This is a genomic window from Microcoleus sp. POL10_C6, from assembly GCF_036701585.1.
Classification (GTDB): domain Bacteria; phylum Cyanobacteriota; class Cyanobacteriia; order Cyanobacteriales; family Microcoleaceae; genus Microcoleus.
This window is the reverse complement of the sequence record NZ_JAUBRB010000005.1, coordinates 53,160-69,878: the sequence shown is the minus strand read 5'-3', so window position 1 is coordinate 69,878 and position 16,719 is coordinate 53,160. Positions and strand designations below refer to the sequence as shown.

Sequence of the window (16,719 nt, the reverse complement as noted above, 5' to 3'; positions counted from 1 at the left end):
GGGAGGAGGGAGTATTTAGCCTGTATCATTTGTGATCGCACGGATATGAAAAAATTGACCAAAGCGAAATATTGCCTAATTTAGATATTAATTTATTGTCTCGCTGTCTGCTGATTGCTTCAAGGGTGGAAGCGGTTAAAGAATGGAGGCGAGGCATTTCGGGAGATTAGATGAAAAGTGTTTTGTGAGTGCGACATCGCCCGCAGTCCGAGTTACAAATTGCAATACTGGCGATCGCGATCGGGTGGTTAATAAGTGCGTGCGATCGCTGGCATAATCCCCAAAACGCCAGAGATATGTTATTTAAGGTAGATACCGACATCAGATTTTAGCAACTTTTCTAGGAGGTTATTGCCCTATGTCCTCTCAACAACCAGACCCTACGGCAACTTACATCCCCTTTGCCCGGCGCTTGCACTTGGGCAGCCTTTCAAAAGAAGCGAAGCATACAGTTATGGTGCTGTTAAAAACAGCACGAAAGTATGACTATTATAAAACTGAAGAGATACTGTCAAATTTGACAGATCTCAATCTGGAAAACAATCAAATATCAGACCTAACACCCCTACAATCTCTGACCAATTTGACAGATCTCAATCTGGAAAACAATCAAATATTAGACCTAACACCCCTGCAATCTCTGACCAATTTGACAGATCTGAATCTGTCCCACAATCAAATATCAGACTTAAGACTCCTGCAATCTCTGACCAATTTGAAGCGGCTGTCTCTGGAAAATAATCCAATATCAGACCTAACACCCCTGCAATCTCTGACGAATTTGACTTATCTGAATCTGTCCCACTATCAAATATCAGATTTAAGACTCCTGCAATCTTTGACCATTTTGACTAATCTGAATCTGTTCCACAATCAAATATCAGACCTAACACCCCTGAAATCTCTGACCATTTTGACTAATCTGAATCTGTCCCACAATCAAATATCAGACTTAAGACCCCTGAAATCTCTGACCTATTTGACCCATCTGAATCTGGAAAACAATCAAATATCAGACTTAAGACCCCTGAAAATTCTGACTAATTTGACCCATCTGAATCTGGAAAACAATCAAATATCAGACCTAACACCCCTGCAATCTCTGACCAATTTGACCGATCTGAATCTGCTGGAAAACAATCAAATATCAGACCTAACACCCCTGCAATGTCTGACCAATTTGAAAAAGCTGTCTCTGCCTAACAATCTTTTATCAGACCTAACACCCCTCCAATATCTGTGGAAAGCTATCGCCAATTCCACAGAGCGAGTCGATCGCACCCGTGCCGCAGCCGCGATCGAATTTGCCTACACAGCTCTCGGCAAGACTTGCCCGAAAATTATTTTTTGTTCTAGTCCCCACTCCGCCCTAACACAGTTAAAACAATTGAATGATCCCACTAATAAAAATAAATTTTTTCAGTCTTTTTACAAACACCTAAAGCCCGCCTGCTTGCCATTTGAATATATCATATATTGCTGCGTGTATCTGTTCGTAGTAACAAGAGGTGAGCGACCGCTAAAAAGAGATTTCTTCCAGCTTATTTACGAACAGCTAGAATCGGCATATAGGCCGTTTAATTTAATAAGATATAGTAGTTCGTATTTGCCACAATTAATAGAATGGGAGCGGCAGCTCACACAAGAATTGCAACGTGATTTTTGGGACTATTGTAGAGACAACTCAACGTCGATCGTTAATCGGGCATACCTGTGGGATAAAATCTGTGTGGCTGACTTCTGTGTCTCTGTACTTAGAATTGTTCTCAACCCAGATGCACAAAAAGCTTTTGAATGCTTGAAGCAGCTTTTAGTTGAATGTGGCTGGATTTTTGCGTTTGACAAGGTTTGCTATGTGTGCGATCGCCCTTTAAAACTCTCCCTCGACAGCGAACATCGGCCACACGCAGAAGGAGAAAGCGCGATCGAATTTAGCGACGGCTACAAACTCTACTCCTACCACGGCGTCACCTTGCCCGAAAAATACGGACAAATTCACCCCAATCAGTGGGAATCTACCTGGATTTTAGAAGAAGAAAATGCCGAATTAAGGCGAGTGTTAATTCAGGGAATTGGTTAAGCCAGAATTTGCCAAGAATTGCAAGCCACAGAATTAGATTGCTGGCAAGAATACACCCTGCTAAGAATTGATGCTGATATTGATGGCTTCGATCCTGCTAATTTCGATCCTGATGATGATGTTCCTGAAAAAGAGGCAATCTACTTGTTAAAAATGACTTGCCCGAGTACCGGATTCATTCATCCTTTGCTGGTTCCGCCTGAGATGCAATCTGCAAGGGGAGCGATTCGCTGGGTGAATTAGGAGGTCGATTATGAGGATTTTTAGGTGCCAACTTGAAATTTAGGGCAAGTTAGAAACCTAGTTGATAAGAGTCGGCAGTTGACACCTATCCTACACAAACTTTCGTCCAAGTGCGCGGACTGAAGACTAACCTTTATATTCTTGCATCTGCTGGCAAATGGCTGCCTCAATCTTAGTATCTAAATCCGAATCTCCACTTTTTTTATGATTGAATTATACCGCTTTTTACGCCTGTCTAAGTAGGCTTGTAGTGCAGCTCTATTCCCGCGATTTTTAAGAAAATAACGCTTCACTTCTCCATCTGAGATTGCAGTATAATCTACTTAGATCATTAAACTACCTCCCCATTTGGAGCAATTTCAATCTCAATTTCCTCGTCATATCCAGCCAACACGAACAGCTTTTTGCTTCTCTCGTCAACACAGACGAGGTTAATAGGTTGCAATGCCAAATATGTCAAGTAATAACTGATTCCATAAATTAACCACAATATTTGTAGTGGCCGGTTTCACCAACAATCTTTCATTCACATCGACAATATCTATAAACCCGCCCTCACCCAGGCGACTTTCACGATCCAAGATAACGCCTGTCAGTGCAGCAAAGAGTTATGGAATGTGGTTTGTGGATCTTGACTCCCGTGTATTACCAATGTAGTATTGAGTTACGGTAGAAAAGCTCGATCGATCGACACCAGTAAACAAAATTTAGAAAAAACCTATGCAACCCATCCGACAAGGCGACGTGATTCTCACCCCCGTACCGAAAATCGAAGGAGAAAAAAAACCTCACCTCACTCTCGCCGAAGGTGAAGTCACCGGACATTCTCACCAGATTATTGAGGGACAAGCTGAACTTTACGAAAAAGACGGCACTCTGTACTTGCGGGTGCTTTCACCGACAGCTTTATTGAGTCACGAAGAACACCATGCGATCGCAATTCCCGAAGGTAATTGGATGGTGCGAATTCAGCGGGAATATGAGCCGCAAGGTTGGAGGTATGTCACAGACTAAGGTTAAAAAACTGACGCCAGAACAAGCAGCTTTGATTCCAGTTTATCGGGAAAAGTGGAGAGCGAGATCGCTTTCCACTGGCCCGATAAATCGATCGCAAGCTGCGGAAACAGTTAAATCGGCTTACAGTGCGATCGGCCTCAAAGCACCGGAAATCATTTTTGTCGATCGCCCCTACGAAGCTGCTGATCTAATCGTCAGTCGATTTGACAATCCCAGGAGCCAACTGCGGAGCCAATTCGAGACAAAACTTCGTAGCCCGCTAGAAAAACAACTGCGGGGTTATTTGGGAAGCCAACTAGAAACCGAACTGCAAAACCAACTGCCAACTCAACTGGAACAACGACTTTATACTCAACTAAAAACGCAATTGTGGGAGCCGGAGGGAAATTATTTAGCTGGCGAAATATCAAGCCAATTGCCACCGCAACAGGTGATCGATGAGCGGAGTGGAGAAATCCGGCCAACATTAGGAAAACACCTCAGTAATTGCATTCAACCAGAATTGTGGGCTGCTTATGGGAGTTTGTTGGATTTCTGCATTTCCGTTCTAAATTTACCTCATTCCTACGCCAGAAATTGGATTGTTTTTCAATCGATTGTCCGGGATTGCGGCTGGATTTATCCCTATGACAAAGTTTGCATTGTCTGCTCCAAGCCGATCGCACTTTCCGCAGATAGCAACTACCGCTTGCACGCTGAAGGAACACCAGCGGTACAATTTGCCGACGGTGTTTCGATTTACGCCTATCACGGCGTGATTTTGCCCGAATGGTACGGTAGGCTACATCCGCACCAGTGGCAGTCTAAGTGGGTGTTGAAGGAACAGAATGCAGAAGTTCGGCGCGCGTTAATTCAGGGAATTACTTACGATCGCATTTGTCAAGAATTAGCGGTTAAAGAATTAGATAGTTGGCAGGAATACACTCTTTTAAGCATCGAGTTTGACGATGATTTTGATATTAGGGGTAATGCAAAGCCAGTTTATTTGTTAAAAATGACCTGTCCGAGCACGGGATTTATTCACGCTTTGCGCGTGCCGCCTGATGTGCGATCGGCTCAAGAAGCAATTCGCTGGGTAAATTGGGATATTGACCCAGAGGAGTTTTCCGTGCAAACTTAAAACTCCCCCAACCCTGTTTAACAACTACAGTTATGGAGGCACCAAGATCCAAGAAACCGGGTTTTTTACCCAATCTCCTAGTTCCATCGAATAATTTTCGTAAACAACCCGGTTTCTGGTCACCTGTGCGTAAGTCCTAGTCTGATATTCTCCTAATTTACAACAATTTTATGTCTGAACAACAACCAAAACCATCGATAACTTTCAGCAGCTTTGCCGACTGGTGCTTGCACAAAGACAGCCTTTGTGAAGCAGCAAGATATACAGTTGATGTGCTGTTAAAAAAAGCTGGCACTTCTGACATTTATGAAGCGAACCAGATACTGTCAAGTAGCAATGAGCTGGATCTGAGCCACAATCAAATATCAGACATCACACCCCTGCAATCTCTGACTAATTTGACTTCTCTGAATCTGTACTGCGATCGAACAGACATCACACCTCTGCAATCTCTGACTAATTTGACTCATCTGACTCTGCACGACAATCAAATATCAGACATCACACCTCTGCAATCTCTGACTAATTTGACAGAGCTGACTGTGGGCTGCGATCGAATATCAGACCTGACGCCACTGCAATCTCTGACTAATTTGACAGAGCTGACTGTGGGCTGCGAACGAATATCAGACATCACACCACTGCAATCTCTGACTAATTTGACAGAGCTGACTTTGTTATTCAACAATCAAATATCAGAGATTACACCCTTGCAATTTCTGACTAATTTGACAGAGCTGAATTTGTACTACAACAATCAAATATCAGACATCACAGCACTGCAATCTCTAACTAATTTGACTCATCTGACTCTGTTCGACAATCAAATATCAGACATCACAGCACTGCAATCTCTGACTAATTTGACTCATCTGACTCTGTTCGACACTCAAATATCAGACATCACAGCACTGCAATCTCTGACTAATTTGACTTCTCTGGATCTGAGGCACAATCAAATATCAGATATCACGCCCCTGCAATCTCTGACTAATTTGACTGTGCTATGGGTAAACTTTACACCAGAACAGAAGGCTCTCATTGAAGAGTGTCGTCATTCGTGGGAATCTCTCGCCAACTCTACCAAACCCATCGATGCTCCCAAAGCCACAGCCGCCGTTAAAGCTGCCTACGATCTCCTCGGTTTAGAAGCTCCAGAAATAACTTTTTGCAGTAGCCCTAACGAAGCGCTAGCACAAATACAAATGCTGCAAACGTCAAATAAAACTGAGTTTAACGAGCGACTTGACAAACAGTTAAAAGATGCGGTGTGCCCCTTTTCCTTAATAAATGAATTGTTGAGTGAAGTTTCGAGGTTCAATATTTTTACCAATAGATGGGGACAGCTAGAACAACAATTGTATAAAGAATTTTATGACTATTGGAAATACTCAAGCTCTAAAGTTACTACGCAAGACTTAGTTCAGGCTCTAACTCTTCTAGATTTCTATGTTTCTGGCTTGGGCATTGTTCTCAAACCAGAGGCACAGAAATTTTTTGAAGCAGTCAAGCAGCTTTTAGCAGAATGCGGCTGGATTTTTGCGTTTGAGAATGTCTGTTATGTGTGTTCGCGCCCTTGCCAGTTTCGCCTTGACAGCAAGTACCGCCTTCATGCAGATGCCGAAAGCGCACTGGAATTCCCCGATGGTTACAAACTCTATTCCTATCACGGCGTAACATTAGCTGAAAAATACGGGAAAATTCACCCCGCCAACTGGCGATCGCAATGGTTTTTAGAAGAAGACAATGCTGAATTAAGACGAGTATTAATTCAGGGAATTGGTTATGCTAGAATTTGCGAATAACTGGAAGCAACAGAGTTAGATTGCTGGCAAGAATACACGCTGCTCAGAATTAATACTGATATTGACGGCTTCGATTCTGATGATTTCGAGGGGGATCGAGATGCTCCGAAAAAAGAAGATATTTATTTATTAAAAATGACCTGTCCGAGCACGGGATTCATTCACGCTTTGCGAGTGCCACCTGATATGCGATCGGCTCAAGAAGCAATTCGCTGGGTAAATTGGGATATTGACCCAGAGGAGTTTTCCGTACAAAGCTGAGTAATACAAATTTAAAAAAGTCTTGCTACAATCATTAGTCTTATATCAATTGTTAAAAGTCACAGAACCCCGCGCCCGACTTAGGATCAGCCGTTTCCCTACCCGATAGTCTGTACTTTACTCCACTGAAAACCGCTATATTGACAACAGCCTTAATCCATGAAACACCCATAAGCGTTCCTGCAGTGTGCCAGTTCCAAGGGTGGAATGCACCAACCACCGATCGCCCAAAAACTCTTAATAACATGAAGAAGAAGCCCACCCTCGATCGAAGGTGGGCTCAGTTCATGCCAGCTTACCGACAGCTAGGCAATCGGGTCTCTTCGCTGGTAGACGTAAAATATCGGAAAAAGATCCGAACGTCCGAAAAAACTTATCGCCCACCATTAAGCTTCAGTTTACCCAACCGGATCGGGAAAATTGCGCCCGCAGCGATGTGCCCCGGACATCGGGGAACACTGGGGCTTAAACTTTTCAATAGACTTCTGCAAAAAAGCTCGTCTTGGGGCGGCAGGATGCCTAACCCCTACTCCGCAAAAGAATTCAAATTTTTCGAGAAGTCTCCTAATTCTCCTCTTTAACTTTGATTTGCCAACCGATTAGGCATCGTGATCGTGTGCAAAACGACGGAACAGGAAATCTAGGGCGTAGTTCCGCAAATTGTAGTATTCCGGATCTTCCATCATTTGAACCCGATCGCGCGGACGCGGAAAAGGAATCTCCAAAACTTCGCCAATTGTCGCCGATGGGCCATTAGTCATCATCACCAGTCGATCGGCCAAAAACAGCGCTTCATCAATATCGTGAGTAATCATCAACACCGTACAGCGGTGATCGTTCCAGATTTTCAGCAACTCTTCTTGCAATTCCTCCTTAGTAATTGCGTCCAGAGCACCAAAAGGTTCGTCTAAAATCAGCACTTTTGGGCGAATTGCCAAAGCGCGGGCAATAGAAACCCGCTGCTTCATCCCCCCCGAAATTTGTGGCGGTCTTTTCTCAGCAGCTTCTGTCAATCCCACCATCGCCAAATGCTCTTTGACGATCGCATTTTTTTCCACCTTCGACTTCTCAGGAAATACAGCATTAACCGCCAGATAAACATTTTCAAACACCGTGCGCCAAGGTAGCAAAGCATAACCCTGAAACACCACCATGCGATCGGGACCCGGCTTCGTAATCCGCTCTCCGTTAATCGACACAGTGCCCTGGCTCGGATGGCTAAAACCCGACACCATATTTAACAGTGTTGATTTGCCACAGCCCGAGTGTCCAATCAGAGTAATAAACTCTCCCTCAGCTACATTCAGATTGACGTTTTCTAAAGCCCTGTAACCGTTTGGGTATACTTTATAAACATTGTCCATCACCAAAAAAGGTTGGCGGCGGCCTTTTCCCGGCTGGATTTGAGTTTTGGTGTTCGTCTGGTTTTTAGTGGTGTTGAGCATGGGTTTAGGAAATTGTGATTGGGTGATTTGCGAGGAAAGAAGGAAGAGGCGAGAGGGAAGAAGGAAGAGGGAATTACTAACTAGCAATTAGCAGTTAACAATTAACAACTAACAACCAACAACTAACAACTAACAATTAGCAATTACCCTGTTTTTATCTAACTAAAAACCGCTCTAAGCAGCTCGGCGGCCGGAATCGAGTACAACTTCCGCCATCGTGAAATCGCGTTTAATCGCCAGATTGTTGAGATAGCCGATCGGATCGTCAGCATTAAACACCGAGCCGTCAAACAAGCTGAGAGAACCGCGAGTGTAAGTAATATCAGCCATCCCCAGCTCTCGCGCCGCCGTGCTGAACGCACCGACTCGCACCACCCGCTCCAGAATTTCCACCCAGTTGCGCGGGAACACAGTATCGCCCCAGCGCGCCATCTGCACCATGTGCCAGAGTTGTTCGGTGCGGCTTGGGCGATTCACCCCATCTCCAGAAAACAAGTGGTGGGCGTATTCCCGCATCGGAGTATCGAGGTTGCAAGCAACAGATCTCGGGTCGCCTAGTTGGATGTAACTCTTATCAGTAGCGACGTACTCCCTTCCCGCGACAATTTCCGAAACCTCGGCGGCGTGATTTGGATCGGCGCAGTAGTGACAAGCTTCGAGCAAAGCTTTGACTAGAGCAATGTGAGTGTTGGGATAAGCATTTGCCCAGTCTTCCCGAACTCCGAGAATTTTGCCGGGGTGTCCGGGCCACAGTTCCAAATCTGTAGCCACTGTAAAGCCGACTCCTTCCATCGATGCCCGCAAGTTCCAAGGTTCGCCGACGCAGAAACCGTCAATAGTGCCGCCCTGCAAGTCAACGATCATTTGAGCTGGTGGGATATTTTTCAGCAACACATCGCGATCCGGGTCAATGCCACCGGAAGCCAGCCAGTAACGCAGCAACAGGTTGTGCATCGAAGAAGGGTGAACGATGCCCATACGGTGGGTTTGCGCGGGCGTTCTCTGGAGCATTTTTTTAAAGTCTGCCAGAGTGTAGATCCCTTGGTCGTAAAAGCGCCTCGCGAGGGTAATTCCGTTGCCATTGCGGCTCATGGTGAGGGCTGTAACCGTCGGAATCGGCTTCTCTTGGTGGCCCCCCAAGCTCAACCACATCGCCATCCCAGAGGGCATTTGAGCTGCGTCTAAGTAACCTGCGGCGATGCCGTCTACGATGCCGCGCCAGCTTGTTTCCCGCACGAGGTGGACTTCATCGAGGCCGTGCTTGGCAAAAAAGCCTTTTTCTTTGGCTACAGCCAGGGGAGCACAGGCTGCCAGCGGAATAAAGCCGAGTTCGAGGTTGACTTTTTCCAGGCCGTGGCGGGCGATCGCGGGTACTTTCCGCGCCCGCAGTTTTTTGACGCGCTTCTGCTGGTTGAGGAAGTAAATCATTTCGCTACGTAGAGCGTAGTAGCTGGGGTGTGAGACTACTTCCATCCGTTTGCGGGGGCGGGGGATGTCTACTTCGAGAATGCCGCCAATCTTCGATTCTGGGCCGTTGGTGAGCATGACGATGCGATCGCTCAGCAACACCGCCTCATCCACATCGTGCGTTACCATCAGGGCGCTAATTTCGTACTCTTGGCAAATTTCCATCAACTTTTCTTGCAAGTTGCCACGAGTCAAAGCATCCAAAGCGCCGAAGGGTTCGTCTAAGAGTAACAGTTTGGGGCGCAGGGCCAGAGCACGGGCGATCGCCACCCGCTGTTTTTGTCCGCCTGATAGCAGTGCGGGTTGCTTCTCGGCGTGGGGCGTCAAGCCCACCATATCGATGTGTTTTTGAATGATTTCGAGGCGTTCGGCTTTGGGTAAGCCGCTCATTACCGAGTCTACGGCTAGGGTAATATTTTCTCTGACCGTCCGCCAAGGTAGCAGCGAATAGTTTTGGAATACTACCATGCGATCGGGGCCTGGCTGGGTGATTCTTTGTCCGTCGATCGTCACCAATCCTTCTGTGGGTAGATCCAAACCTGCCACCATATTTAGTAGCGTAGATTTACCGCAGCCGGAGTGTCCGATTAAGGAGATAAATTCTCCTTTTTTAATTTCTAAGTCGATGCCTTTGAGGGCTATGTATGTGCCGCCGTCTGTTAAATTAAATACTTTTCCGACTTGTTCTACTGCAATCAAAACAGACATGATTTTCTTGCCTTTTTTGTAAGTTTGTTATTTGACTGTTGACTGTTGACTGTTGACTGTTGACTGTTCGCTGTTGATATATAACAGCTAATAGTTAATATATGACTGGAGACAGCAACCTGTTTCTTAAATCAACCAAAAAACTTTTTTTAATCCATTAACAACAGTTAAAAAAAAAGGTTTCTCAGCCAGGGAGTTCGTAATTGCTGTAACCGTGAACCGTCAACAGTCAACTGTGAACAGTCAACTGTGAACAGTCAACATATCTAATTAGCTACTTTCCTTGAGAAGGAGCAATCTTTTGCTGCAACCAAGCCATCATGCGATCGAGCAATAAACCAACAGCCCCAATGTAGAACACCGCTAACAGAATTTCGCTGATGTAGTTTTGCTGGTAAGCATTCCAAATAAAGAAGCCGATACCCGTAATCCCAGACATCACGATTTCCGCAGCAATAATCGCCAGCCAAGCCAAACCGATCGCAATTCTCAATCCTGTGAAGATATAAGGAAGCGCCGACGGAAACAAAATATTCATGTAATATTCCTGACGAGAAAGTTGCAGCACTTTCGCCACGTTGTTGTAATCGTCGGGAATTTGGCGAACACCTTCAGCCGTGTTGATTAAAATCGGCCAAACTGAAGTGATAAAAATCACGAACAAAGCAGCAGGTTCGTTTTGTTGCAGTGCAGCCAGGGCAATGGGAACCCAAGCCAAAGGGGCCACCATCCGCAAAAACTGAAAAAGCGGATCTAAAGCGCGGTTTAGAAAAGGATTTGTACCTACCAAAACACCCGTACCAATTCCCACAACTGCCGCGAGAGTGTAGCCTTTTGCCACCCGTTCCAAACTCGCCAAAGTCTGCCAAAATAATCCAATTCCGTAGGTTTTGGAGTTCATGAAAGGATACAGCAACAAAATCCGCGTCCGTTCGTCAGTCCAAATGCTGATCGGCCCCGGCAGTTTGATCAGTCCCGTACTTGACAAGAATTGCCAAACCAACAGAAAGCCCAAAACTCCTAAAATTGGCGGCAAGATCTTTGGGGAATTCTTCTTCCAAAACTCGCCAAAAGCTCCTTGTGCATTGCCGCCTCTCCGACTTGTACTTACAGCCATGCTGCTAATCTCCTATGTCTGGTGCTGTGTATTTTCGAGACTAAATTTTGAGACTAAATTATGGGAAGCTAAGACCCCATCACACTTTTTTAATTGCCAAACTCTTGAGATAAGCTTCTGGCTTTTCCGGGTTGAATTCTGTGCCGTCAAAGAACTTCTCAACGCCCCGAGACGTACTTTTTGGAATGTCAGCATCAGCAACTCCGGCTAATTTTGCTGCGGCTTTCCACAAATCTTCTCGGTTGACTTTATCGATGATTGTCTTAGAATCTGCCAAGGTGTTAGTTGGCAAGAAACCCCAGCGCACGCTTTCGGTTAAGAACCACAAATCGTGACTCTTGTAGGGATAAGAAACGTTGCCGAGGTCGTCTTTCCAGTACAGCGGACTCATCTTGAAATCGTCGATCGCTGGTTGGCCGTCACCCATGAGGTACTTGCCCTGGTAGGGAGGTGTCAAAACTGCCGGAGCTACGTCAAAGTAGTTTCTGCCAGAAGTAATGGCTACTAATTCTGGGCGATTTTCTGGTTTGTCGCACCACTGCTGCGCTTCGATCAGTCCTGCTAGCAGGGCTTCTGTGGCCTTGGGGTGTTTGTCTACCCAGTCGCCACGAATTGCTAGATACTCTTCGGGGTGATCTTTCCAGATTTGGCCAGTCAGGGCGGACATGAAGCCGATGTTCTCTGTGACGATCCGCAGGGGCCAGGGGTCGCCGGTACTGAAACCGTCCATGCTGCCGGTTTTCATGTTGGCTACGGTTTGCGCTGACGGTACTGTTAGCAACTCGGCTTCTGTGTCGGGATCGATGCCGTTAGCTGCTAGCCAGTAGCGAATCCAAAAGTCTTGGTTGGCTTTGGGGAAGGTATAGGCTGCTTTGAAGGGCGTGCCTGCTTTTTTGAGGCCTTTCATGTAGTCTTGGGCAGCTTGGTCTAGTTTGAGCCCGATGCCTTTGCCTTGGTGTTTGCTCGCGATCGCAATTCCATTTCCCTGAGTGTTCAACTGGGCTAGAACATACATGGGGATTTGGACGCTGTTTTTGGTAATCAACCCTTTACTAATTTGATAAGGCATGGGCATTTGCCACTGGCCACCGTCAATGCCGCCGCCTGCAGATCCAATTTCTAGGTTATCTCTGGCAGACCCCCAGTTGGCTTGCTTAGCAACTGTTACCTCAGTCATGCCGTATTTGGCAAAAAAGCCTTTTTCTTGGGCAATGATTAAAGGTGCTGCTTCGACGATCGGGATGTATCCCAATGTGATTTTAGTGCTTTCAATTCCTTCGACTCTTTTCTCGTTGGCAACAGCCATTACTGAGGTAGCTGCGGGTCTCGCGCCGTCAGCACCGGCAGTGGCACCGGGTTCTGGAGGATTTCCCAAACAGCCTTTGAGCAGTATTGAACTGACGGCAGATGCACCTGCTGTAACGATAAATTTACGCCGAGAAAATTGCTCTGAAAATTTTGTCATAGTCTAGCCTCGCTGCAATTCATAATCTTCTGTAACGACATCACTGAAGTTTATCAATGCGCTTTTTTTCTGTTCGTTAATGGAATTTAGCGAACTGTTTTGAGCGCTGGTTGGCAGGAGGGAGCAAAAGATTTATCGCTAGCATAAGTCTTTAAACTATCCCTGCTGATTTTACACTTTTGATTAACTCAATATCTCGACGATCGGCCGAGCGGTGCGATCTCCCAAAAAGCGAGCAGCACATTTTCTTGGCTTGATAATTAACTCTACCGTACTATTGCAGAAATTCTAAAACAATTATTAAATTTGATTGATAAGTAAATCTTTTGAGAGGGCTATCGATAACGAATCGTGGGGAAGGGCGATCTGGTTTGCTCATCCAAACTGGTTCAAACCAAGACAGGATGGGTAAGGGTTGTAGCGAATGGCGATCGGGGGGCATTCAAATCCATGGTCAATAAGTGGCAAATATCGCCCCCACCACACATTTACTTGGTTAATATATCTTTACGTTTTGGGGTTAGTAATTGTAGTGAATTATACAGAAATAATTACTAATTTACCAATTAGCTGTTTTCACACGATTAACTGGTTTTCATTGGTGGACTAAAATTGGCGCTTAATCATAAATGATTTACCGGATATGATATGGCGTGGGCTTTCAGGTTCGATTTCCGTAAAACAGAGAAACCGGGTTTCTTCAAGAAACCCGGTTTCTAAACACCCGAAATTACTAAGGGATCGCAGTACCTACAAGTTCGATTAGTTGGGCGGGTCAAAGCGGTTGACGGAGAGAGCAACACCGATCATGGGCAGAGCGACACCGAAGCAAATCAACCACTGATCCAGGTTCATCGGAGCCGTCTCAAATATGCGATTGACAAACGGAGAATTCGCAAAGATAATCTGCAAAATTATCGCCAGGACAATTCCCACACCGAGGGCAGGAGCGCCGCTAACTTCTTCCTTAGAACCGCTAAATTTAGCAATTAAAGAAGGCAACAACTGGCTGAGACTCAACAGGTAAAAAATTCTTCCCATTACCAAAGCTTGAATCGCCATTGTCCGGGCCAGTTCCAAGGTTCCCCAAGGAGCTTGGCGTACCCATTCAAACATCCCGAAAATCAGAGTCCAGTTGTAAAGAGAAATAGCGATGATCCGCTTGATCCGATTTCCGGTGAGGAAAGGTTCGTTTACTGGTCGGGGCTGCTGTTTCATGACTCCCGCTGACTTGGGCTCGAAAGCCAGGGGCACAGTCATGGTGATCGAGTTGAGCATATTCAGCCAGAGAATTTGTAGCGACAAAATCGGCAATTCTCGACCTAGGAGCGTGCTGAGCAAAATTGTCATTGACTCCCCGCCGTTGACTGGGAGAATGAAGCTAATTGCTTTGAGCAGATTTTTGTAAACAGATCGCCCTTCTTCGACAGCAGATTCGATCGACGCAAAGTTATCATCGGTAAGAATCATGTCGGCGGCTTCCTTAGAAACCTCAGTACCGCTGCCCATCGCAATACCGATATCCGCTTGTTTCAGCGCCGGCGCGTCGTTAACGCCGTCTCCCGTCATCGCCACGATTTCGCCTTGAAGTTGCAAAGCTTCTACGAGGCGGAGTTTTTGTTCTGGGGCGACGCGGGCAAAAACTGAGCCTGCTTCTACAGCTTCGCCGAGTTCCTGCTTGCTCATTGCGGCGAGTTGAGCACCGGTGTAGGCTACAAGTTCTCTGTGGTGTTTAGTTTTGCGGAATCCCATGCGGCGGGCGATCGCCTTGGCTGTAGCGATGTGGTCGCCGGTAATCATTTTGACTTGGATGCCGGCGGTTTGACAAGCTTGGACGGCTGCGATCGCTTCTGCCCGCGGCGGGTCAATCATGCCTTGCAGCCCCAAGAAAACCAGGCCTGACTCCAAATCCGAGTGATCGACGGAATTTTGGCTTTCGGGTACTGGCTTTTTCGCTAAAGCCAAGACGCGCAAGCCTTGCTTTGCCATTTCATCGACAGAAAGGTGAATTTGTTCGCGATCGACTTCTACCGGATTTCCTTGAGTATCGAGACTGGAACCGCAGCGGCCGAGAATTGATTCTACGGAACCTTTGACGTACAAAATTTTGCCAGTGGGAGTTCGGTGCAGCGTCGCCATGTATTGAAACTGAGATTCAAAGGGAATTGAATCCAGCCGCTGCATTGACTTGGACAAAATTTGCTGGCTCAAATCAGCTTTTTTGCCCGCAGCAATTAACGCTCCTTCTGTCGGATCTCCGACGACTATCCAATTATCGTCTTTAAATTCCAGGTGAGAGTCGTTGCAAAGGAGTCCAGCTTGTAAACATTCTTGCAAAGTTGGAGCTTGGCTGACAGTAATTGGCAGTTGGTTGAGTTGAATTTCACCTTCGGGGCTGTATCCCGTACCCGTAACCGAGTAGGATTCGCCGCCAGAATAGATTTCTTGCACCGTCATTTGGTTTTCCGTCAAAGTTCCGGTTTTGTCGGAACAGATGACTGTAGCGCCGCCGAGGGTTTCCACTGCGGGCAATTTGCGGACGATCGCGTGGCGATTTGCCATCCGGGAAACGCCTACGGCTAGGGTAACGGTGATGACGGCGGGTAAGCCTTCGGGAATGGCGCCGACAATCAGGGCGACTGCGGGTTCGACTGCTTCTTTAAACGCTGAAACTCCCGCAGGAACTGGCCGCCCCAATCTGACGGCGAAGGTCAAGGTTGCCATTCCCAACACGAATAACAGCCAGTTTTGACTGAATTGGTTGAATTTGCGGGTTAAGGGGGTGGTGAGGTCGATGTGCCGATCTAATAGTTGGGAGATTTTGCCGGTTTCGGTTTTATTGGCGATCGCAATTACGATGCCGCTAGCTTGGCCAAAAGTGACAAAACTGCCGGCATAGGCCATGTTATCCCGTTCTGCTAGTGGCGTTTCTTTTGGCAGAACTATGTCTCCAGACTGTCCTAATTCTTTTTCTACCGAAACAGATTCCCCGGTGAGTCCCGATTCGTCGATTTGCAAGTCGCGCACTTTCACTAAGCGCAAGTCTGCCGGTACTTTGTCGCCGGAAGTCAGGACTACTAAGTCACCGACAACGAGTTCTTTGGAGGGAATTCTTAATTTTTTACCACCCCGAATGACTGTGGCTTCGGTGGTGACAGCTTGGGCTAGGGCTTCAATTTTTTTCTCTGCTCCAGCTTCTTGGATGAAACTAATAGTAGCGTTGGTGGTTGTTACGCCCCAAATTACGCTAGCGTTTAGCCATTCTCCGATCACTGCTTTGATTAAACCTGCACTCAGCAAGATGATCAGGAGGGGTTGGTTAAATTGCAGGATAAATTTTAACCAGGCTGGTTTCCCTGCTTTAACCGTGAGTTCGTTGGGCCCGAATTTCTGTTGGCGATGGTTGGCTTCTGTCGGTTCTAAACCGCTTTCCAGGTTGGTTTCTAAGATAGTTGCAACCTTGGATATTTCTAGGTAGTGCCAATATTGCTCTGCTACGTCTACATCGTTGGCGGATCTTGATGGCATGATTCTTCCTGAATATTGGGGGTGTCTGACGAGCTTCGATCGCTCTTTAATAGGCACGCTCAATACAACTCATCGCTCGTTGGAGCGTGAATATATTGAGCGGCTTATTTGTTGGTTGATTACTTTAACGGGCTGTGACTTACATCTATATTACAACGGATGTGGCCGTTTGTGGCAAAAAATTTGGGGGATTTTTTCCGGCGCTAAATCTTGTTTGGGACTTGGTGGCTAAGGTGGGGAAAAGTCGATCGAATCCCTTGACATTTTGCAAATTTTAGGATGTGTTGAAGAAAGGGAGGACACGGAAGTCACGGATACACGGATTCATTATTGAGCACGAGTCAGGAGTTATCGATCGCAGTTTATTTAAGGGCAGAAATTCCCTCGCCCTGGCTGTCGCGATGCACTCGCGTGCGATCGTTGTGACCGAAAGCATCCAGGATACAAGCCCCCGGATTCATCC

General features: G+C 46.4%; 13 protein-coding genes. 6 read left to right on the top strand and 7 right to left on the bottom strand.

What is annotated here, in order from left to right; translation table 11 throughout:
- The first annotated feature begins 358 nt into the window (after positions 1 to 358).
- Together QUA34_RS04415 and QUA34_RS04410 are read left to right on the top strand one after the other, a co-directional pair.
- Positions 359 to 2,080 carry a leucine-rich repeat domain-containing protein gene (locus QUA34_RS04415; RefSeq protein WP_333384306.1) on the top strand — a complete coding sequence of 574 codons (1,722 nt, stop codon included), beginning with the start codon at positions 359 to 361 and terminating at the stop codon, positions 2,078 to 2,080.
- Between the two features lie 18 nt (positions 2,081 to 2,098).
- Complete coding sequence (locus QUA34_RS04410; protein ID WP_333384304.1) at positions 2,099 to 2,323, top strand: hypothetical protein; 225 nt, start codon at positions 2,099 to 2,101, stop codon at positions 2,321 to 2,323.
- A gap of 179 nt (positions 2,324 to 2,502) precedes the next feature.
- On the opposite strand, the gene QUA34_RS30160 is transcribed toward QUA34_RS04410, so the two are convergent.
- The gene (locus QUA34_RS30160; RefSeq protein ID WP_445242797.1) at positions 2,503 to 2,616 is read right to left on the bottom strand and encodes a DUF6887 family protein; all 114 of its coding nucleotides are present in this window, start codon (positions 2,614 to 2,616) and stop codon (positions 2,503 to 2,505) included.
- A gap of 38 nt (positions 2,617 to 2,654) precedes the next feature.
- A complete protein-coding gene (locus QUA34_RS30155) occupies positions 2,655 to 2,813 on the bottom strand; it encodes a DUF6888 family protein (RefSeq protein WP_445242796.1) in 159 nt (52 codons plus the stop codon).
- A gap of 230 nt (positions 2,814 to 3,043) precedes the next feature.
- On the opposite strand from QUA34_RS30155, the gene QUA34_RS04405 reads away from it, so the two are divergent.
- The 4 genes from QUA34_RS04405 to QUA34_RS04390 all read left to right on the top strand — a co-directional run bounded on the left by QUA34_RS04405 (position 3,044) and on the right by QUA34_RS04390 (position 6,526).
- Positions 3,044 to 3,337 carry a hypothetical protein gene (locus QUA34_RS04405; RefSeq protein WP_190661966.1) on the top strand — a complete coding sequence of 98 codons (294 nt, stop codon included), beginning with the start codon at positions 3,044 to 3,046 and terminating at the stop codon, positions 3,335 to 3,337.
- On the top strand, positions 3,324 to 4,460 hold the full coding sequence (locus QUA34_RS04400) for a DUF6745 domain-containing protein (protein ID WP_333384301.1): 1,137 nt from the start codon (positions 3,324 to 3,326) through the stop codon (positions 4,458 to 4,460). The genes QUA34_RS04405 and QUA34_RS04400 overlap by 14 nt, the downstream gene beginning before the upstream one ends.
- A 170-nt stretch (positions 4,461 to 4,630) precedes the next feature.
- Positions 4,631 to 6,265: a leucine-rich repeat domain-containing protein gene (locus QUA34_RS04395; protein WP_333384298.1), complete on the top strand. Its 1,635-nt coding sequence runs from the start codon at positions 4,631 to 4,633 to the stop codon at positions 6,263 to 6,265.
- Between the two features lie 135 nt (positions 6,266 to 6,400).
- Positions 6,401 to 6,526 carry a hypothetical protein gene (locus QUA34_RS04390; RefSeq protein ID WP_333384296.1) on the top strand — a complete coding sequence of 42 codons (126 nt, stop codon included), beginning with the start codon at positions 6,401 to 6,403 and terminating at the stop codon, positions 6,524 to 6,526.
- Positions 6,527 to 7,125: 599 nt separating this feature from the next.
- On the opposite strand, the gene QUA34_RS04385 is transcribed toward QUA34_RS04390, so the two are convergent.
- The 5 genes from QUA34_RS04385 to QUA34_RS04365 all read right to left on the bottom strand — a co-directional run bounded on the left by QUA34_RS04385 (position 7,126) and on the right by QUA34_RS04365 (position 16,256).
- Positions 7,126 to 7,971, bottom strand: coding sequence for a nitrate ABC transporter ATP-binding protein (locus QUA34_RS04385; protein WP_333082180.1), 846 nt, complete (start codon positions 7,969 to 7,971; stop codon positions 7,126 to 7,128).
- Positions 7,972 to 8,145: 174 nt separating this feature from the next.
- Positions 8,146 to 10,146, bottom strand: a complete 2,001-nt coding sequence (locus QUA34_RS04380) for a nitrate ABC transporter ATP-binding protein (protein WP_333384292.1) — start codon at positions 10,144 to 10,146, stop codon at positions 8,146 to 8,148.
- 274 nt (positions 10,147 to 10,420) lie between these two features.
- The gene (gene ntrB / locus QUA34_RS04375) at positions 10,421 to 11,263 is read right to left on the bottom strand and encodes a nitrate ABC transporter permease (protein ID WP_333384291.1); all 843 of its coding nucleotides are present in this window, start codon (positions 11,261 to 11,263) and stop codon (positions 10,421 to 10,423) included.
- Between the two features lie 79 nt (positions 11,264 to 11,342).
- A complete protein-coding gene (locus QUA34_RS04370) occupies positions 11,343 to 12,728 on the bottom strand; it encodes a CmpA/NrtA family ABC transporter substrate-binding protein (protein WP_333384288.1) in 1,386 nt (461 codons plus the stop codon).
- A gap of 762 nt (positions 12,729 to 13,490) precedes the next feature.
- Positions 13,491 to 16,256 carry an HAD-IC family P-type ATPase gene (locus tag QUA34_RS04365; protein WP_333384285.1) on the bottom strand — a complete coding sequence of 922 codons (2,766 nt, stop codon included), beginning with the start codon at positions 16,254 to 16,256 and terminating at the stop codon, positions 13,491 to 13,493.
- Positions 16,257 to 16,719: the final 463 nt, after the last annotated feature.